15 protein-coding genes and 1 rRNA gene are annotated in these 19,861 nt (G+C 62.2%); 10 read left to right on the plus strand and 6 right to left on the minus strand.

Annotation, left to right across the window (positions count from 1 at the left end):
• Window positions 1-7: 7 nt before the first annotated feature.
• A 16S ribosomal RNA gene (locus PPGU16_RS15310) occupies window positions 8-1,538 on the minus strand.
• A gap of 447 nt (window positions 1,539-1,985) precedes the next feature.
• Window positions 1,986-3,254 carry an SGNH/GDSL hydrolase family protein gene (locus PPGU16_RS15315; protein ID WP_180720778.1) on the minus strand — a complete coding sequence of 423 codons (1,269 nt, stop codon included), beginning with the start codon at window positions 3,252-3,254 and terminating at the stop codon, window positions 1,986-1,988.
• A gap of 164 nt (window positions 3,255-3,418) precedes the next feature.
• On the opposite strand from PPGU16_RS15315, the gene paaA reads away from it, so the two are divergent.
• The 8 genes from paaA to PPGU16_RS15355 all read left to right on the plus strand — a co-directional run bounded on the left by paaA (window position 3,419) and on the right by PPGU16_RS15355 (window position 9,826).
• Window positions 3,419-4,417 (plus strand): 1,2-phenylacetyl-CoA epoxidase subunit PaaA, encoded by a 999-nt coding sequence (gene paaA / locus PPGU16_RS15320; protein WP_180720780.1) that lies wholly within the window; start codon window positions 3,419-3,421, stop codon window positions 4,415-4,417.
• 39 nt (window positions 4,418-4,456) lie between these two features.
• Window positions 4,457-4,741, plus strand: a complete 285-nt coding sequence (gene paaB, locus PPGU16_RS15325; RefSeq protein ID WP_007733491.1) for a 1,2-phenylacetyl-CoA epoxidase subunit PaaB — start codon at window positions 4,457-4,459, stop codon at window positions 4,739-4,741.
• A 9-nt stretch (window positions 4,742-4,750) separates the two neighbouring features.
• The gene (paaC, locus tag PPGU16_RS15330; protein WP_180720782.1) at window positions 4,751-5,554 is read left to right on the plus strand and encodes a 1,2-phenylacetyl-CoA epoxidase subunit PaaC; all 804 of its coding nucleotides are present in this window, start codon (window positions 4,751-4,753) and stop codon (window positions 5,552-5,554) included.
• Window positions 5,555-5,582: 28 nt separating this feature from the next.
• Window positions 5,583-6,146: a 1,2-phenylacetyl-CoA epoxidase subunit PaaD gene (gene paaD, locus PPGU16_RS15335; protein ID WP_180720784.1), complete on the plus strand. Its 564-nt coding sequence runs from the start codon at window positions 5,583-5,585 to the stop codon at window positions 6,144-6,146.
• 1 nt (window position 6,147) lies between these two features.
• On the plus strand, window positions 6,148-7,236 hold the full coding sequence (gene paaE, locus PPGU16_RS15340; RefSeq protein ID WP_180720786.1) for a 1,2-phenylacetyl-CoA epoxidase subunit PaaE: 1,089 nt from the start codon (window positions 6,148-6,150) through the stop codon (window positions 7,234-7,236).
• A gap of 203 nt (window positions 7,237-7,439) precedes the next feature.
• Window positions 7,440-8,255, plus strand: coding sequence for a DUF1835 domain-containing protein (locus PPGU16_RS15345; protein WP_180720788.1), 816 nt, complete (start codon window positions 7,440-7,442; stop codon window positions 8,253-8,255).
• Between the two features lie 17 nt (window positions 8,256-8,272).
• A complete protein-coding gene (locus tag PPGU16_RS15350) occupies window positions 8,273-8,899 on the plus strand; it encodes a TetR/AcrR family transcriptional regulator (protein ID WP_180720790.1) in 627 nt (208 codons plus the stop codon).
• 261 nt (window positions 8,900-9,160) lie between these two features.
• Window positions 9,161-9,826, plus strand: a complete 666-nt coding sequence (locus tag PPGU16_RS15355) for a GNAT family N-acetyltransferase (protein ID WP_180720792.1) — start codon at window positions 9,161-9,163, stop codon at window positions 9,824-9,826.
• 82 nt (window positions 9,827-9,908) lie between these two features.
• Here the strand turns inward: PPGU16_RS15355 and PPGU16_RS15360 are convergent, their stop codons facing one another.
• Complete coding sequence (locus tag PPGU16_RS15360) at window positions 9,909-10,424, minus strand: Lrp/AsnC family transcriptional regulator (protein ID WP_180720794.1); 516 nt, start codon at window positions 10,422-10,424, stop codon at window positions 9,909-9,911.
• 151 nt (window positions 10,425-10,575) lie between these two features.
• Between PPGU16_RS15360 and hppD the strand changes: the two genes are divergently transcribed.
• Window positions 10,576-11,673 carry a 4-hydroxyphenylpyruvate dioxygenase gene (hppD, locus tag PPGU16_RS15365; RefSeq protein WP_180720796.1) on the plus strand — a complete coding sequence of 366 codons (1,098 nt, stop codon included), beginning with the start codon at window positions 10,576-10,578 and terminating at the stop codon, window positions 11,671-11,673.
• Between the two features lie 151 nt (window positions 11,674-11,824).
• Here hppD and PPGU16_RS15370 read toward each other — a convergent pair whose 3' ends face one another.
• The gene (locus PPGU16_RS15370) at window positions 11,825-12,010 is read right to left on the minus strand and encodes a hypothetical protein (RefSeq protein ID WP_091778999.1); all 186 of its coding nucleotides are present in this window, start codon (window positions 12,008-12,010) and stop codon (window positions 11,825-11,827) included.
• A 344-nt stretch (window positions 12,011-12,354) separates the two neighbouring features.
• Between PPGU16_RS15370 and PPGU16_RS15375 the strand changes: the two genes are divergently transcribed.
• Window positions 12,355-15,960, plus strand: a complete 3,606-nt coding sequence (locus tag PPGU16_RS15375; RefSeq protein WP_180720798.1) for an indolepyruvate ferredoxin oxidoreductase family protein — start codon at window positions 12,355-12,357, stop codon at window positions 15,958-15,960.
• A 70-nt stretch (window positions 15,961-16,030) separates the two neighbouring features.
• Here PPGU16_RS15375 and PPGU16_RS15380 read toward each other — a convergent pair whose 3' ends face one another.
• Both PPGU16_RS15380 and PPGU16_RS15385 read right to left on the minus strand, forming a co-directional pair.
• Window positions 16,031-18,316, minus strand: a complete 2,286-nt coding sequence (locus tag PPGU16_RS15380; RefSeq protein ID WP_180720801.1) for an NADP-dependent malic enzyme — start codon at window positions 18,314-18,316, stop codon at window positions 16,031-16,033.
• Between the two features lie 297 nt (window positions 18,317-18,613).
• Window positions 18,614-19,846: an MFS transporter gene (locus PPGU16_RS15385; RefSeq protein WP_180720803.1), complete on the minus strand. Its 1,233-nt coding sequence runs from the start codon at window positions 19,844-19,846 to the stop codon at window positions 18,614-18,616.
• Window positions 19,847-19,861 lie beyond the last annotated feature (15 nt).

Raw genomic sequence — 19,861 nt, forward strand, 5'->3', positions numbered from 1 at the left:
GCTCTGGAAAGGAGGTGATCCAGCCGCACCTTCCGATACGGCTACCTTGTTACGACTTCACCCCAGTCATGAATCCTACCGTGGTGACCGTCCTCCTTGCGGTTAGACTAGCCACTTCTGGTAAAACCCACTCCCATGGTGTGACGGGCGGTGTGTACAAGACCCGGGAACGTATTCACCGCGGCATGCTGATCCGCGATTACTAGCGATTCCAGCTTCACGCAGTCGAGTTGCAGACTGCGATCCGGACTACGATCGGTTTTCTGGGATTGGCTCCACCTCGCGGCTTGGCAACCCTCTGTTCCGACCATTGTATGACGTGTGAAGCCCTACCCATAAGGGCCATGAGGACTTGACGTCATCCCCACCTTCCTCCGGTTTGTCACCGGCAGTCTCCCTAGAGTGCTCTTGCGTAGCAACTAGGGACAAGGGTTGCGCTCGTTGCGGGACTTAACCCAACATCTCACGACACGAGCTGACGACAGCCATGCAGCACCTGTGTTACGGCTCCCTTTCGGGCACCCTCACCTCTCAGCAAGGTTCCGTACATGTCAAGGGTAGGTAAGGTTTTTCGCGTTGCATCGAATTAATCCACATCATCCACCGCTTGTGCGGGTCCCCGTCAATTCCTTTGAGTTTTAATCTTGCGACCGTACTCCCCAGGCGGTCAACTTCACGCGTTAGCTTCGTTACCAAGTCAATGAAGACCCGACAACTAGTTGACATCGTTTAGGGCGTGGACTACCAGGGTATCTAATCCTGTTTGCTCCCCACGCTTTCGTGCATGAGCGTCAGTATTGGCCCAGGGGGCTGCCTTCGCCATCGGTATTCCTCCACATCTCTACGCATTTCACTGCTACACGTGGAATTCTACCCCCCTCTGCCATACTCTAGCCCGCCAGTCACCAATGCAGTTCCCAGGTTAAGCCCGGGGATTTCACATCGGTCTTAGCGAACCGCCTGCGCACGCTTTACGCCCAGTAATTCCGATTAACGCTTGCACCCTACGTATTACCGCGGCTGCTGGCACGTAGTTAGCCGGTGCTTATTCTTCCGGTACCGTCATCCCCCCACCGTATTAGGACGGAGGTTTTCTTTCCGGACAAAAGTGCTTTACAACCCGAAGGCCTTCTTCACACACGCGGCATTGCTGGATCAGGGTTGCCCCCATTGTCCAAAATTCCCCACTGCTGCCTCCCGTAGGAGTCTGGGCCGTGTCTCAGTCCCAGTGTGGCTGGTCGTCCTCTCAGACCAGCTACAGATCGTCGCCTTGGTAGGCCTTTACCCCACCAACTAGCTAATCTGCCATCGGCCGCCCCTTGAGCGCGAGGTCCGAAGATCCCCCGCTTTCCTCCATAGAGCGTATGCGGTATTAATCCGGCTTTCGCCGGGCTATCCCCCACTCCAGGACACGTTCCGATGTATTACTCACCCGTTCGCCACTCGCCGCCAGGGTTGCCCCCGCGCTGCCGTCCGACTTGCATGTGTAAGGCATGCCGCCAGCGTTCAATCTGAGCCAGGATCAAACTCTTCAGTTCAAACCTGTTACTGTTTTTCGGTTCCGTTAAGAACCGGTCGCTCACTCAAAATCACTGACGAAAGATCTGATTGCTCAAACCTTCCTCAATTACTTCTGTGTGAGACTCGATTACTTTCGCTATATCAGTGATCCGAAGATCACCGCGCGCCGCCATCGAGCACCCACACTTATCGGCTGTTGATTGTTAAAGAACATTCGCGGGAAGCGCCTTGCTTTCACCGCGTTGCTGCGTCAGCAGCAGAGAAACGAGATTATGAAGAACCTTTTTCGTTTCGTCAACCGGTTTTTTTAGCATCGCCTGAAAAACCCTGCTGACTTCACGACCGCGCCGTTTCTGCCGCGGCCCCGTTGCGTCGCATCCAACTGCCTGCTGCTCAACGAGGACGCGAATCTTAGGCCATCCCGCGCCCCGTGACAAGGGTATGGCGCAAAGTTTTTTTCGGGGTCACTTCCTTGTCGAGTTCACCACCGGTTGCAGTGGAATCGCATCCGCCATCGCTGAATAGCCTGCGTCGCTGGGATGAATCTGGTCTCCGCTGTCGAACGAGCGTCGCAGGCGCGTCGGATCGGCGGGGTCACGCAGCGCAGCGTCGAAATCCACGACGCCATCGAACGCATGGCTCGTCCGGATCCACTGGTTCACCTCCGTGCGAATCGCTTCGCGCTGCGGCGGCAGCGCCGCCGGCGTCAACGTGGCACCGAAAATCCGCACCCCGCGCGCATGCGCCGCCGCAATCACGCGCTTGTAACCCGCGATCAGCCCATCCACTGTCACCTGCGTATGCGGTGCGTCGCAATCCAGGCCGCCGTGCGGCGGCATCGCTGCGAAGTTGATGTCATTGATGCCGATCAGCAGGATTACCGTCTTCACGCCCGGTTGGGCCAGCACGTCCCGCCCGAAGCGCGACGCGAGCGCATCTCCGTAGCACGGCGAATCCGTCAATAGCCGGTTTCCGCTGATTCCCAGATTGACGACCGCCACCGACTTGTCGCCACTCTGCGCCACCCGTCGCGCCAGTGCATCCGGCCAACGTCGGTTCTGATTCAGACTGGAGCGCATTCCGTCCGTGATCGAATCGCCGATTGCCGCAATCGTCGCCGACGAAGGCGCCTCGACCTGCACACCCGTTACCCACGCGAACTGAGTGACGCGCTGCCGGTAAGCGTCGGCGGAGGCGTCGCCGGTGTGGTTGCCTGGCATCGACAGATAGTTGACCTGGCTCGACACACGATGCCACGCGACCAGGTTTTGCTCGCGCCCCATATAGCTGCTGACGGCATATGGCACGCCGGCCGCAATCCCGACGCGGACGGGATCGCTATCGATTTCTCCGCCCGGCGGCACGCTGACTGCCGGCTTCCCGCCGAAAGTCACCCGCGCCTCCGTTCCAACCTGAATAGCCGCGCCGGCACCCGACCGCGCGATCCGCAGATCCTCGATGACCAGCGGCGCTTTCCCATATGCATTACTTATATGGATGCGCGCGACCTCGCCCGACAACGTCGGATACACGATCTGCCGAAACGTCCGCCCCGCAACCTCAGGCGCCCGGTACAACGGAGGTGGACTGGATATTTGCGGAATCGGCTGGAGCGCGGTCGCCCAGGCGGTGACCCAGGGCGACGGATTATCGGCGGCCGAAACGGGAGCCGACGCCAGCAAAAAGGAAGACAGAACCGCGCCACACACGACGGCGAGAGAACGATTGGTCATTGCGACTGATTGATCGGTGAAAAATGGTTAAAGACACAAGCCGCTCATTGTGCACGATTGCATAGTGCAAACCCCTACCGGCCTATCTCGAAAAATTTATTAACCGACCGGACGGTTGGTTTATACTGCCGAACACACACTTACTCATGACGAGAGCGTTCGATATGTACACGCAATCCCTCGACATCCCCGGCAACGTTGCCCCGCTCGACGCGGCTGCCAGTTCGCCCGAGCAGGCCCGTTTCGACGCGGTCATGACCGCCGACGGCAAGATCGAACCGCAAGACTGGATGCCCGACGCGTACCGCAAGACGCTGGTCCGTCAAATCTCTCAGCATGCGCACTCGGAAATCGTCGGCATGCTGCCGGAAGGGAACTGGATCACGCGCGCGCCGAGCCTGAAGCGCAAGGCGATCCTGCTGGCCAAGGTGCAGGACGAAGGCGGCCACGGTCTCTATCTGTATAGCGCGGCTGAAACGCTCGGCGTCACGCGCGACCAGATGATCGACGGGCTGCACTCCGGCAAGGCGAAGTACTCGAGCATCTTCAATTACCCGACGCCGACCTGGGCGGACGTCGGCGTGATCGGCTGGCTGGTCGACGGCGCGGCGATCATGAACCAGATTCCGCTGTGCCGCTGCACGTACGGCCCGTATGCCCGCGCGATGATCCGCATCTGCAAGGAAGAGTCGTTTCACCAGCGTCAGGGTTTCGACGCCCTGCTCGCGATGATGAAAGGCACCGACGCGCAGCGCGAGCTGGTCCAGCAGGCTGTGAACCGCTGGTGGTATCCGGTGCTGATGATGTTCGGTCCGAGCGACAAGGATTCCGTCCACAGCAACCAGTCGGCGAAGTGGGGCATCAAGCGCATCACGAACGACGATCTGCGTCAGAAATTCGTCGACGCGACGGTCGAACAAGCCAAGGTGCTGGGCGTCACGCTGCCGGACCCGAATCTGAAGTGGAACGAAGAGCGCGCCCACTACGACTACAGCGACCTCGACTGGGATGAATTCTGGCGCGTCGTCAACGGCGACGGCCCGTGCAACAAGGAACGCCTCGCCACGCGCGTGAAGGCGCACAACGACGGCGCCTGGGTCCGCGAAGCCGCCCTCGCCCATGCCGAAAAACAGCGCCAGCGCGCGCAGCAACACGCCGCCTGAGTGGCGCCCCGAATCTGGAAGGACTGGAAGGAGATAGCGATGAACAAGGAATGGCCGATCTGGGAAGTCTTCGTGCGCAGCAAGCAGGGACTCGACCACAAGCATTGCGGCAGCCTGCACGCGTCGGACGCGTCGATGGCACTGCGCATGGCACGCGACGTCTACACGCGCCGCCAGGAAGGCGTGAGCATCTGGGTGGTGCCGTCGTCGGCGATTACGGCATCGGCGCCTGACGACAAGGCAGAACTGTTCGAACCGGCGGCAGACAAGATCTATCGCCATCCGACGTTCTATCAGCTGCCCGACGAAGTCAACCACATGTAAGCGCGAGTCATGGATATCACACCCCAACACCTCGCCTACGTGCTGCGCCTCGCCGACACCGCGCTGATCCTCGGTCAGCGCAACGCCGAATGGTGCGGCCACGGCCCGATTCTCGAAGAAGACATCGCGCTGTCGAACATGAGCCTCGACCTGGTCGGTCAGGCGCGCCTGCTTTACACGCACGCCGCCGATCTGGAAAAGACGCTGACCGGCCAGAGCCGCACGGAAGACGACTACGCGTTCTTCCGCGCCGAGCGCGAGTTCGCGAACTACACGCTTGCCGAGCTGCCGCATGTCGGGCCGCTCGCGGGCACGGCGCGCGCAGACAAGGACTACGCGGTCACGATCGTGCGCAACTTCCTTTACTCGACGCTGATGTTGCACGTTTGGTCGGCTCTGACGGGTTCGTCGGACGAACAGCTGGCCGCCATTGCCGCAAAGTCGATCAAGGAAACGCAGTATCACGTGCATCACTCTCACGAGTGGCTCGTGCGTTTCGGCGACGGCACGGACGAATCCCATCGCCGCGCGCAGGCTGCGCTCGATTATCTGATGCCGTACACACGCGAATTTTTCAGCGCCGACGCGACGGAAGACGCAATCGCCGCCGCCGGCATCGGTCCGAAGACGTCGGAACTGGAAGCACTGTGGCTGGAAGACGTGCGCGCCGCGCTCGACGAAGCGACGCTTACGCTACCCGAACCCGTCAGGCACATCACGACGGGCAAGCATGGCGAGCATTCGGAGCACATGGGCTTCCTGCTCGCCGAAATGCAAAGCCTCGCGCGCCAGCATCCGGGCGCAAGCTGGTAATCCGTCGATCCAACAGGTGAGATCCACGATGATGTCGACCGCTCAAACAGCCGCCCTTGCACCGGATCACGCGCTCGCCCAGGCGTGGGCCGTGCTCGAAGCCGTGCCCGACCCGGAAATCCCCGTCGTGTCGATTCGCGAACTGGGCATTTTGCGCGACGTGCGCCACGCCGCCGATGGCGCGCTCGAAGTCGTCATCACGCCGACTTACTCGGGCTGCCCGGCGATGTCGCAGATCGCGGAAGACATCGGCCATGCACTCGACGCGGCCGGATTTGCGCCGTATCGCGTCCAAACCGTGCTCGCACCCGCCTGGACCACCGACTGGATCACCGACGACGCCCGCGACAAGCTGCGCGCCTACGGCATCGCGCCGCCGACGGGCAACTGTGGCAGCGGCGAGCCCACCGCGAACGCTGGATCGAAAGAGAAAGTGATCCGCTTCGTCCCGCGCTCGCTGCCCGCGCCCGCCTGCCCGCGTTGCGGCTCGAAGCACACGGAACGCCTCGCGCAATTCGGCTCGACTGCCTGCAAGGCACTGTACCGCTGCGTCGACTGCCGCGAACCCTTCGACTATTTCAAACCGTACTGATATGGCTACCCCGCAATTTCATCCGCTGCGCATCCGGGAAGTGCGGCCCGAAACCGCCGATGCGGTCTCCGTCGCCTTCGAAGTTCCCGCCGAACTGCGCGAGCAGTATCGCTTCACGCAGGGCCAGTTCGTCACGCTGAAGACGCATATCGACGGCGAAGAAACGCGCCGTTCGTATTCGATCTGTGTCGGCGTCACCGATTACGACCGCGACGGCGAGTTGCGCATCGGCATCAAGCGCGTACGCGGCGGCCGCTTCTCGAACTTCGCGTTCGATACGCTGCAGCCCGGCCACACGATCGACGTGATGACGCCGGACGGCCGCTTCTTCACGCACCTGAACGCCGACCACGGCAAGCAGTACGTCGCGTTCTCGGGCGGCTCGGGTATCACGCCCGTGCTGGCCATCGTCAAATCGACGCTCGAACTCGAGCCGCGCAGCGCGTTCACGCTGATTTACGGCAACCGCAGCGTCGATCAGATCATGTTCGCGGAAGAGCTCGAAGACCTGAAGAACCGGTTCATGAACCGCTTCGTGCTGTACCACGTGCTGTCCGACGATATCCAGGACGTCGAGTTGTTCAACGGCGCGCTCGATCAGGCGAAGTGCGAGTCGTTCCTCGAGACGCTCGTGCCTTCGGATTCGATCGACGAAGCTTTCATCTGCGGCCCCGGTCCGATGATGGACGCCGCCGAAGCCGCGCTGAAGGCAGCGGGCGTGCCGCAGGCGAAGGTGCATGTCGAGCGCTTCGGCACGCCGCTGCCGCAGGCGGGCGTGCCCGTCGCGGAAATCACCGACGATACGCCGACCGCCGATCTCGAAATCGTCCTCGACGGCAAGAAGCGCAAGCTGCGTCTGCCGTATCAGGGCTTGAGCGTGCTCGACGTCGGCCTGCGCGCCGGACTCGCGCTGCCGTATGCGTGCAAGGGCGGCGTCTGCTGCACCTGCCGCGCGAAGGTGCTGGAAGGCGAAGTGAAGATGGAAAAGAACTACACGCTGGAAGAGCATGAAATCCGCGACGGCTACGTGCTGACCTGCCAGTGCCATCCCGTCAGCGACAAGATCGTGGTCAGCTACGACGAACGTTGATGCCCGCATGGCGCCGTGCGCCATGCACCGAACGTGCGCATCGTCGCTTTCGGCACACACGCGATCCGCTTACACTAGGGGCCGCCTGTCACGGGAAACGCATTCCCCGGACGGGCGGCCTTTTCCGTTATCTGACTGAACCATGTAATCAAACCACGCTTCGTATTGCGCTCGAAGCGCGTGCGAATCGACCGTCAATGACCATGAGCACGATCCACATCACCAATGGCGACGTCGCCGCCGATTCTCTGCGCAAGGCGCTCGACCAGGCGCGCCGTGCGGACGTCGTGCTGGCTTTGCGCGACGATCTGGCCGCCGGACCGTTGCACGGTATCGACGATACGCCGCAGGTACGTGCCGATTTCTGGCAAGGCGTCATTGGCGACAGCACACGCGATTTTCTCGCCGGACTCGAACAGCAGGCGGACGAACTGAAAGCGGTGGTCGACGGAACGACGCATGTGGTCGTGTGGCACGGCCAGAGTGCCGCCGATCAACTGACGCTGCGCCGCGTGTGCTTCCATCTGCGCGAGATGCCCGAGCGGCTCAACGAAGTACGTCTGTCGATCGACGATCTCACGGGCGACGCCAGCGCCCCGCTGCGCCGTCCCGACCGCGCGACTTCCGTGGGCATGTTCGCGCCCGATCTGCTGCAAAAGCGCCTGCGCAGCGCCGCGCCGATTTCGGTGTTGCGCATCGGCAGGCTTGCGCTCGAATGGCAGGAAGTAAAAGTTGTCGACGCCGACCTGCGCCGCTGGCGTGACAACACTTTTACGACCGGCACGTTCGCCGAACTGGACGCCCGAATCTTCGAACACGCTGTGGAGGGCTGGCAGCCCGCTGGCCGCGTCGCCGCTTACGTGATGGCGGCGGATAACGGCTTGCTGGTCAGCGACAGCCTCGTGCTATGGCGGCTGCGCGAACTCGCGGCGGCTGGCCAGTTGCAGTTGCGCGGCGACGCGGATGACTGGCGTTCGCTCGAAATGAACGTCACGCGCGCGACCCTTTCTCCCGCTTAAGACCAAACAGAATAATCATGGCCCGTACACGAGCCCCAGATCATGAAAGCCAGCGCGACCAGATTCTCGACCTGGCCGCCGAAAAATTCGCTCAAACGAGCTATCCGAGCACGTCGATGGCCGATCTGGCCGCGGCGAGCGGCACGTCGAAAGCGCGCCTCTATCACTATTACGAGAGCAAGGAAGCGATTCTCTTCGACCTGCTCGACCGCTACACGAAGCGACTGATGCTGATCATCGCCGAGGTCGAAGGCGCGAGCCAGCGGCGCGGACTCACCGAGCGCGAAACCTTCGCCGAGCTGATTCGCGCATTCCTGTCCGAGTACGAGACCTCGCACAGCCGGCACGTCGCGTTGCTGAACGACGTCAAATATCTGGTCGAGTCGCAGCGGGAGATCGTCCTGAACCGTCAGCGCGACGTGGTTGCCGCGTTCGCGCGGCAACTGGCGCGCGCGTACCCCGAGCGCGTCGCGCGTGAAAACCAGACGGCCCTCACGATGATGGTGTTCGGCATGATCAACTGGACGTTCACCTGGCTGAAGCCGGGCGGCCGGATGGGCTACCGGGAATTCGCGGAACAGGTCGTCGCGATGGTGGATCACGGACTGGCCACGAGTGCACCGGAGGGTGGTGCTGGCAGTTGAGGTGCGCGCCGCCACACGTTCGGCGTCGATTGGATGCTGTCGCGCAGCAAATACCGTGCCGTCGTTGTGGCAAGACGACGCACTGGTTGTGCGCGACAACCAAGAATATTTCTCTTAAAAATCAACTACATATAACACAGGCTGCATATTTTTAGACTGCACTCTCGGCTCACATAAGGGTTTTCCCGAGTGCTGATTCGGGTTTTCCATTAGAATGCTTATTGCGGCGCGTCATGCCGCATAGCTAAAGGAGAACCCACCATGAATCAGCAAACCGTCCGCGCCGCCGAGCCGATCGTTGTCGATCGCTTGCTGAATGTCGCCGGCCGCGCGCCTGTTCTGATCCGGGAACTCAGCGAGAAAGACCGCGAGCGTCTGCTCGCTCACTTCCTCGAACTCGACGAAGACGATCGCCTGCTGCGCTTCGGCCAGGTCACGCCGGACCACGTCATCGAAAACTACGTTCGCATGCTGGATTTCAGCCGCGACACCGTGTTTGGCGTGTTCGACCGTCATTTGGAACTGGTCGGCGTCGGCCATCTGGCGTATCTGCCGGCTGAAGGCGATACGCGCACCGCGGAATTCGGCGTGTCGGTGTCGGAAAGCGTGCGCGGCCAGGGCATCGGCACGAAGCTCTTCGAGCGCGCCGCCATCCGCAGCCGCAATACGCACGTCACCACGCTGTATATCCACTGCCTGTCGCGCAACACGACGATGATGCACATCGCCAAGAAGGCGGGCATGAAGATCGAATACGCGTACGGCGAGGCGGATGCCTACCTGACGCTCGCGCCGGCAGATCAAAACAGCATCATCTCGGAGATGCTGCAGGAACAGGCCGCCGTGTTCGACTACGTGCTCAAGCGCCAGGCGCGCAACACGTCGAAGCTGATCGAGTCGTTCATTCCGACCGCGATCGCCGCGTAAGCTTCGGCGCAAAAGAACATTCGCCAAAGGGCGGCTCCTCAACGGGCCGCCCTTTTCATTTGGGCGATGCGCCGCCCGTCGTTCAAAGCGGCAGCGCGGTCGTCTCCTTGAATTTCTCCAGCGAGAAGCTCGACTTCACGTCGATCACCGACGGATGCCGCAGCAACTGGTCCTGCACGAATCGCGAAAAGTGCGCCATGTCGCGCACCTGCACGCGCAGCAGGTAGTCCATGTCGCCCGTCATCGCGTAGCACGCGACCACTTCCGGCCAGCCCTGCACCGCCACGCGGAACAGTTCCGAATGCGTCGCGCCCGCACGGCCTTGGGTGCCGTCGGCGCGCGCGCTGAGCGCCGGGCCGCCGCGCTTTTCCAGCCGCACGTTGATGTAGGCAAGCAGATCGAGCCCGAGCATCTGGGAATCCAGCAGCGCGACATATCCGCGAATCACGCCGATTTCCTCCAGTCTGCGGATACGCCGCAAACACGGACTCGGCGAGAGGTTCACCCGGTCGGCGATTTCCTGATTCGACAGGCGCCCATTTTCCTGAAGGATCGCGAGAATGCGCCGGTCGATCGCGTCTATCTCAATTTGAGCCATGTTCTGCCGTCCAAGGCTGATTAAGCGCCAGAAAATAGCCCGAGCGTAGTATTCGCCGATTAATTTCGCAAGTTTTCTTCTCCAACCGGCAACTACACTGTTCTTCATCAGATCGCGCGACGCGCCCCCGCACACAGTCGAGGAGACAGACATGAAGGTTTCAACCTGGGAAAATCCCGTCGGCACCGACGGCTTCGAGTTCATCGAGTACACCGCGCCGGACCCGGTCGCGCTCGGCAAGCTGTTCGAGAGCATGGGTTTCACGGCGGTGGCGAAGCATCGCCACAAGAACGTGACGCTGTACCGTCAGGGTGAGATCAACTTCATCGTCAATGGCGAGCCCGATTCGTTCGCGCAGCGCTTTGCGCGTCTGCACGGCCCGTCGATCTGCGCGATCGCGTTCCGCGTGCAGGACGCGGCGAAGGCGTACCAGCGCGCGCTCGAGCTCGGCGCATGGGGCTTCGACAACAAGACGGGCCCGATGGAACTGAACATTCCCGCCATCAAGGGAATTGGCGATTCGCTGATCTATTTCGTCGACCGCTGGCGCGGCAAGAACGGCGCGGCGCCGAACAGCATCGGCGACATCAACATCTACGACGTCGACTTCGAACCGATTCCGGGCGCGAACCCGAATCCCGTCGGCCACGGCCTCACCTACATCGATCACCTGACACACAACGTCCATCGCGGACGCATGCAGGAATGGGCCGAGTTCTACGAGCGCCTGTTCAATTTCCGCGAAGTGCGCTACTTCGATATCGAAGGCAAGGTGACGGGCGTCAAATCGAAGGCGATGACGTCGCCGTGCGGCAAGATCCGCATTCCGATCAACGAAGAAGGTTCGGAGACGGCGGGCCAGATCCAGGAATATCTCGATGCGTACCACGGCGAAGGGATCCAGCATATCGCGCTCGGCACCAACGACATTTACGCGACGGTCGACGGCCTGCGCGGCGCGAACATCTCGCTGCTCGATACGATCGACACGTATTACGAACTCGTCGACCGCCGCGTGCCGAATCACGGCGAGCCGCTGGACGAACTGCGCAAACGCAAGATCCTGATCGACGGTGCACGCGAAGACTTGCTGCTGCAAATCTTCACCGAGAACCAGATCGGACCGATCTTCTTCGAGATCATCCAGCGCAAGGGCAACCAGGGTTTCGGCGAGGGTAATTTCAAGGCGCTGTTCGAATCGATCGAACTCGATCAGATTCGTCGCGGAGTCGTGCAGGACAAGGCCTGACACGCTACTCAAAAGTCAGAGCCAAATAAGAAAAGGCGAGGAATCGTACGATCCTCGCCTTTTGCATTCAAGAACCGGCGTTTCTCTCCTTCAGCCGGCTCTCATCTGTTCATGCGCCGCGGAAGATCATTTGATCAACCGCCAGAGCGCGTCAGCCACGCTGCTCCGTATCGTCGGATTCGCGCCGCTGGTTCACGGCGACCGTTGTCGCTGCGACCTGCGTGGTGCGCGTAACGGCATTCGCGAGCGCATTGGCGCTATTGGGGCGCATCGGCGCGCTCATCGCGAAGAATGCCGCCGAGACCATCAGGAAGGTCTGGATGTGTTTCGTGTTCATGCGTACTCCTTTTTCGACTGCACAGCGAAGCTCCGCAGCATGCGGAACGTTGCGATTCATGCAGTTGGGGAGTTTAGACCGACATTTCAAGACCAGTTCCACGCGTTGCAAGCTTTTACACCCTGTAACAGCGAAAAACGAAAAACCCTGCGCACGGTCATACGCATGACTTTTCTTTTGTGATTTGTTCCGCATCGTGGTGTTTCCGACGATAGGCGGCGGGTTTTTACCAGTGCTACCATCGATCAAAAGCCGTCAACATGGCGACCCCGGCCGAAGCATTCACAAGATGCCGAGGCCAAGCAGATTTTGGCGATCCCAAACTGGGTGGAGGAGTACACATAATGAATGCCCCGCTAGACGCCGGTCAGCGAGCCTCGCTCGAAGCCGCGCTGACGTCCGTCACGCTCGACGACAAATACACGCTTGAACGCGGCCGCGCGTACATGAGCGGCATCCAGGCGCTGGTCCGCCTGCCGATGCTGCAGCAGGAACGCGACCGGGCCGCCGGGCTCAATACGGCCGGGTTCATCTCGGGCTATCGTGGATCGCCGCTCGGCGGTCTCGACCTGTCGCTGTGGAAGGCGAAGAAGCATCTCGCCGCGCACCAGGTCGTGTTCCAGCCAGGCGTCAACGAAGACCTCGCCGCCACCGCCGTGTGGGGCTCGCAGCAGGTCAACCTGTATCCCAGCGCCAAATACGACGGCGTGTTTTCGATGTGGTACGGCAAGGGTCCGGGCGTCGACCGTTCCGGCGACGTATTCAAGCACGGCAACTCGGCAGGTTCGTCGCGACATGGCGGCGTCCTGGTGCTGGCCGGCGACGATCACGCCGCCAAGTCGTCGACACTCGCGCACCAGTCCGAACACTTGTTCAAGGCATGCGGCCTGCCCGTGCTGTTTCCGTCGAACGTGCAGGAATATCTGGACTTCGGCCTGCACGGCTGGGCGATGAGCCGCTACTCCGGCCTGTGGGTCGCAATGAAGTGCGTGACCGACGTGGTCGAGTCATCGGCATCCGTCGATATCGATCCTCACCGCACGCAAATCATTCTGCCGACCGACTTCGCGATGCCCGAAGGCGGCCTCAACATTCGCTGGCCCGATCCGCCGCTCGTGCAGGAAGCGCGTCTGCTCGACTACAAGTGGTACGCCGCGCTCGCCTATGTGCGCGCGAACAAGCTCGACCGCGTCGAGATCGATTCGCCGCTTGCGCGCTTCGGCATCATGACGGGCGGCAAGGCTTATCTGGACGTGCGCCAGGCGCTGACCGATCTCGGCCTCGACGACGAAACCTGCTCGCGCATCGGCATTCGCCTGTACAAGGTCGGCTGCGTGTGGCCGCTCGAGGCGCAAGGCGCGCAGGCTTTCGCGCGTGGCCTCGAAGAAATTCTCGTGGTCGAAGAGAAACGCCAGATTCTCGAGTACGCGATCAAGGAAGAGCTGTACAACTGGCCCGACGCGCAGCGTCCGCGCGTGTTCGGCAAGTTCGACGAGAAGGACGGCGCAGGCGGCGAATGGTCGGTGCCGATGGGCAACTGGCTGCTGCCCGCGCACTATGAACTCTCGCCCGCGCTGATCGCAAAGGCGATTGCCACGCGGCTCGACAAGTTCGACCTGCCGTCCGACGTGCGCGCGCGCATCGCCACGCGCGTCGCGGTGATCGAAGCGAAGGAAAAGGCGCTCGCGCGCCCGCGCGTTCAGGCGGAGCGCAAGCCGTGGTTCTGCTCCGGCTGTCCGCACAACACGTCGACGAATGTGCCCGAAGGCTCGCGCGCGATGGCGGGCATCGGCTGCCACTACATGACCGTGTGGATGGACCGCAGCACCAGCACGTTCAGCCAGATGGGCGGCGAAGGCGTCGCGTGGGTCGGCCAGGCGCCGTTCACGAACGACAAGCACGTGTTCGCCAACCTCGGCGACGGCACGTACTTCCATTCGGGTCTGCTCGCGATTCGCGCGGCGATCGCGTCGAAGGCGAACATCACCTACAAGATTCTCTATAACGATGCCGTCGCGATGACGGGCGGCCAGCCCGTCGACGGCGTGCTGACGGTGCCGCAGATCACGCATCAGCTTGCCGCCGAAGGCGCGAAAAAAATCGTCATCGTCACCGACGAGCCCGAGAAGTACAACGCGAACGTCGGCCTTGCGCCGGGCATCGACATTCATCATCGCGACCAGCTCGACGACGTGCAGCGCGAACTGCGCGAGATCGAAGGGACGACGATCCTGATCTACGACCAGACCTGCGCAACCGAGAAGCGCCGCCGTCGGAAACGCGGCGCCTATCCCGATCCGGCGAAGCGCGTCGTGATCAACGAGGCGGTGTGTGAAGGCTGCGGCGATTGCTCGGTGCAGTCGAACTGCCTGTCCGTCGAACCGCTCGAAACCGAGTACGGCACGAAGCGGCAGATCAACCAGTCGACCTGCAACAAGGACTACTCGTGTCTGAAGGGCTTCTGCCCGAGCTTCGTGACGGTCGAGGGCGGGCAACTGCGCAAGCCGAAAGCGTCGGGTGTCGCGGGCGACGCGATGCCGCCCGTTCCTGATCCTGACGTTCCCGCCATCGCGAGGCCGTATGGCGTGCTGGTGACGGGCGTTGGCGGCACGGGCGTCGTGACGATCGGCGCGTTGCTCGGCATGGCCGCGCACCTCGAAAGCAAGGGTGTCACCGTGCTCGACGTGACGGGCCTCGCGCAGAAAGGGGGCGCCGTGATGAGCCACGTGCAGATCGCGAACCAGCCCGCCGACATCCACGCGACACGGATCGCGATGGGCGAAGCGGATCTGGTGATCGGCTGCGATTCGCTCGTGACGGCCAGCGACGAATGTGTGTCGCGGATGCAGGCCGGTCAAACGCACGTCGTGTTGAACAGCGCGCCGACACCGACTGCGGAGTTCATCAAGAACCCGAACTGGCGCTTCCCAGGCGCGAACGCCGATGCGGACGTCCGCGTGGCAGCGGGCGACGAGAATGTCGCCGCCGTCGACGCGAATCACTTCGCGGTCGCGCTGCTCGGCGACGCGATCTACACGAACCCGTTCGTGCTCGGCTACGCATGGCAGAAGGGCTGGCTGCCGCTCACGCACGAGTCGCTGATTCGCGCGATCGAGTTGAACGCAGTGCAGGTCGAGAAGAATCGCGCGGCGTTCGAATGGGGCCGCCGCGCGGCGCACGATCTGGCTGGCGTGCGCAAGCTCGCGCAGATGCAGGATCGAATCGATGACGGCAACACGGCGAATGCCGCGAGCGGCAAGATCGTTTCGCTGCATACGCCGAAGGCACTCGATACGCTGATCGACAAACGCGCACAGTATCTCGCCGCCTACCAGAACGAAGCGTACGCGACGCGTTACCGCAAGCTAGTCGAAACCGTGCGCGCCGCCGAAACGAAGCTCGATGCCGTCGACGGCCAGATGCCGCTGACGGAAGCCGTCGCGAAGAATCTGCACAAGCTGATGGCGTACAAGGACGAGTACGAAGTGGCGCGGCTCTATTCGGACCCGGCGTTCGTCGAGAAGCTAAAGGCGAATTTCGAGGGTGACTGGAAGCTCAAGTTCCACCTCGCGCCGCCCGCTACCTCGAAGAAGGATGCGCATGGGCATCTGGTGAAGAAGCAGTACGGTCCGTGGATGCTCAACGCAATGCACGTTCTCGCGAAGATGAAGTTCCTGCGCGGCACGGCGCTCGATGTGTTCGGCAAGACGGAAGAGCGTCGCACCGAACGGGCGCTGATCGTCGAGTACGAGACGTTGGTGCATGAGCTGGTCGGCGGGCTGACCACGGAGAAGCGTGCGCTGGCTGTCGAGCTTGCGAATCTGCCGGATGGGATTCGCGGGTATGGTCACGTCAAGGAGAACAACCTGAAGGGCGTGCGGTCGAAGTGGGCGTCGTTGCTCGCCAAGTGGCGTTCGCCGGTAGGTGGTGTGGAACGGCACGTGGCATAACGTTCAGCCAATCCCGAAGTAAAAAGGGCACCTCGCGGTGCCCTTTTTTCATCGCATCAACGAACGAAGATTACTTCGCGACGTTGCGCTCCACGTTGGCATTCGCCGAAGCGACAGCCGTCATGTTGATGATCCGGCGCACGGTGGCCGCCGGCGTCAGGATGTGCACCGGCTTCGCCGCGCCGAGCAGGAACGGACCGACCGTCACGCCTTCGCCGCCGATCATCTTCAGCAGGTTGTACGTGATGTTCGCCGCTTCGACGTTCGGCATGATCAGCAGGTTCGCTTCGCCCGTCAGCGTCGTTCCGGGGAACGCGGCCTTGCGCACCGCTTCCGACAACGCGGCGTCGCCGTGCATTTCGCCATCCACTTCGAGGTGCGGCGCGCGTTCGGCGATCAGCTTGCGTGCGGCCGCCATGCGTGCCGACGACGACGACGGGACGCTGCCGAAGTTCGAGTTCGACAACAGCGCCACCTTCGGCGCAATGCCGAACTTCTCGATCTCGCGTGCGGCGAGGATCGTCATGTCGGCGAGCTGTTCGGCCGTCGGCACTTCGTTCACGTACGTGTCGCTGATGAAGAGATTGCGGCCCGGCAGCATCAGCAGGTTCATCGCGGCGAAGTTGTCCACCTTCTCTGCCTTGCCCAGCACCTGCTCGACGAACTTCAGATGCTCGTGGTACGTGTCGATCAGACCGCAGATCATGCCGTCCGCATCGCCGAGGTGCACGAGAATCGCGCCGATCAGCGTGTTGAACTTGCGCATTGCCGCCTTCGCGACTTCCGGCGTGACGCCTTCGCGCGCGCCGATCTCGTGATACGCCTGCCAGCTTTTCTGATAACGCGGATCGTCTTCCGGATTGACGATCTCGACGTCTTCGCCGCACTTGAGCTTCGAGCCCATCTTCTTCAGACGCATCTCGATGACGCTCGGGCGACCAACCAGAATTGGCTTCGCGATCTTTTCCAGCAGCACGAATTGCGCGGCGCGCAGCACACGTTCGTCTTCGCCTTCCGCGAACACGATGCGCGCCGGTTGGGCCTTCGCCGCCGCGAACACCGGGCGCATCACCATGCCCGTGCGGTAGACGGTTGCGCCGAGTTGCTCGCGATACGCGTCCATGTCCTGGATCGGGCGCGTGGCGACCCCCGAATCCATCGCCGCCTGCGCGACGGCGGGCGCAATCTTGATGATCAGACGCGGATCGAAGGGCTTCGGAATCAGGTAGTCGGGGCCGAATTCGAGCGAGTGGCCTTCGTACGCCTTCGCGACTTCATCGCCCTGATCGGTTTCTTCCGCCAGTTCAGCGATCGCGCGCACGCACGCGAGCTTCATTTCTTCCGTGATCGTCGTGGCGCCGACATCCAGCGCGCCGCGGAAGATGAACGGGAAGCACAGCACGTTGTTGACCTGGTTCGGATAGTCCGAACGGCCCGTCGCGACGATGCAGTCCGGCCGCACCTTCTTTGCTTCTTCGGGGCGAATTTCCGGCTCCGGGTTCGCCAGCGCGAGAATCAGCGGCTGCGTGCCCATTTCCTTGACCATCTCAGGCTTCAGCACACCCGCGCTCGAGCAGCCGAGGAACACGTCCGCGCCCTTGATCGCGTCAGCCAGCGTGCGCGCTTCGGTGTTCGCTGCGTAGCGCTCCTTCGACGGGTCCAGGTTGCCGCGGCCTTCGTAGATCACGCCCTTCGAATCGACGACGAGCACGTTCTTCTTCGACAGGCCCAGATTGACGAGCAGGTCCAGACAGGCGATAGCCGCCGCGCCCGCACCCGAGCACACCAGCGTGACCTCTTCGAGCTTCTTGCCGACCACTTTCAGGCCGTTGAGGATCGCCGCCGACGCGATGATCGCCGTGCCGTGCTGGTCGTCATGGAAAACGGGAATCTTCATGCGCTCGCGCAGCTTCTTCTCGATGTAGAAGCATTCGGGCGCCTTGATGTCTTCGAGATTGATGCCGCCGAGCGTCGGCTCCAGCATCGCGATCGCGTCGACGAGTTTGTCGGGATCGGACTCGTTCAGCTCGATATCGAACACGTCGATGCCGGCGAACTTCTTGAAGAGACAGCCCTTGCCTTCCATCACCGGCTTCGCGGCGAGCGGCCCGATGTTGCCGAGACCCAGGACGGCCGTGCCGTTCGTGATCACACCGACGAGGTTGCCGCGCGACGTGTACTTCTGCGCGTCGAGCGGCTCGTCGAAGATGGCCATGCACGCGGCTGCAACACCCGGCGAATACGCCAGCGACAGGTCGAGCTGATTCGAAAGCGGCTTGGTCGGAGTGACCGAAATCTTGCCGGGCTTCGGATTCTGGTGGTACGCGAGAGCGCTTTGCTTCAGTTGTTCGTCCATTTTCTAACCTGCGAGACGTTAATAATTGGACCCGGCTCAATGTCACGTGCTGCGCTGGCCAATGTCGACGGGTGACTCGACGGCGGCGATTCTCGCGTGCGCCGGTTGGGCGCGGCGTCAAACCTCAGCGGAAAGCAGGCGGCGCTGAGCTTTTTCGGGCCGATCAGTGTACACCCCGGATGCGTCAATTCGGGCCAGGTTTTGTACCGGCTGGATAAGCCGCAGCCGCGCCAGTGCTTGCTGCGGCGCGGCATGAAAGCACTTCCACCCTGCCCGCCACCCCGTGGCGGCAAGGCCTCATTCGAGCATTGCGCCGCGGCGTTCCGGGATCAAAAAGAGCGTAGCGAGAATGTCGAGGATATAGATCGAAGCGAGCACGCCGAGCGCCGCCGCGAACGAAAACCGCGCGGCCAGCGCGCCGACGGCAACGGGCCCGAATCCGCCGACCGCGCGGCCGATGTTGAACAATACGTTTTGTGCAGTGGCACGAGCTTCCGTCGGATACAACTCGGAGATCAGCGCGCCATAGCCGCCGATCATCCCGTTGACGAACATGCCCATCACCGCGCCTCCGATCAGCAGCGCGAACGGCGTGCTCAACTGCGAGTAGACGAACACCATCAACACGGCGCCCGCCTGGTAGAACAGGAACGCGGGCTTGCGGCCGAAGCGGTCGGCGGCGACGCCGAATAGCCAGATCCCGGCAGCCATGCCGAGCACCGTGACCGCTGTCCACAGGCCGGAGCGCGTCAGCGAGTAGCCGAAAGTTTTCGACAGATAAGTGGGCAGCCAGATCATCAGGCCGTAATAGCCGAAGTTTTGCACCGAGCACAGAATCGCGACGCCCACGCTTGCGCGGGTCGTGCGGGCGTCGGCGACGAGCAGTTTCATCGGCGCCTTGCGCATGCCGCGCGCGACGCGTTCGGTGAACATCGCCGGTTCCTCGACGCGCCGGCGCACGAAAAAAGACACGACGGCGGGCAGCAGTCCGAGCGCGAACATCCCGCGCCAGCCGATTATGGGCAGCAGTAAAGGCGTCAGCAGCGCCGCCGCCAGCACGCCCAGTTGCCAGCCAAGCCCGACGTACGACGACACGCGCGCCCGCTGTGCCGCCGGCCAGGCCTCCGCGACGAGCGTCATGCCGATGCCGAACTCGCCGCCCAGCCCAATGCCCGCGATCGTCCGGTAGGCGAGCAGATCGCCGTAGCCTTGCGCGAGTGCGCACAGGCCAGTAAAGACGGCGAAGATCAGAATCGTCCACGTGAGCATCCGCACGCGTCCGAAGTAGTCGCTCAACACGCCGAAAATCACGCCGCCCGCGACCGCGCCGACTAGCGTCCATGTCACCAGCGACCCGGCTTGCGTCGATGAAAGGTGCAGGTCGGCAGCGATGACGGGCAGCATGAAGCCGAGAATCAGCAGATCGAAGCCGTCCATCGCGTAGCCGAGCACCGACGCGATCAGCGCGCGCGCCGCATAGCCGGGACGGGCGTCCTGCGCGGCTTGGGTCGAAGAAGGGGCGATGTTCATGGGGGCAACCTTGCA

Origin of the sequence: Paraburkholderia largidicola, assembly GCF_013426895.1 — a bacterium.
In the GTDB taxonomy this organism is placed as follows: domain Bacteria; phylum Pseudomonadota; class Gammaproteobacteria; order Burkholderiales; family Burkholderiaceae; genus Paraburkholderia; species Paraburkholderia largidicola.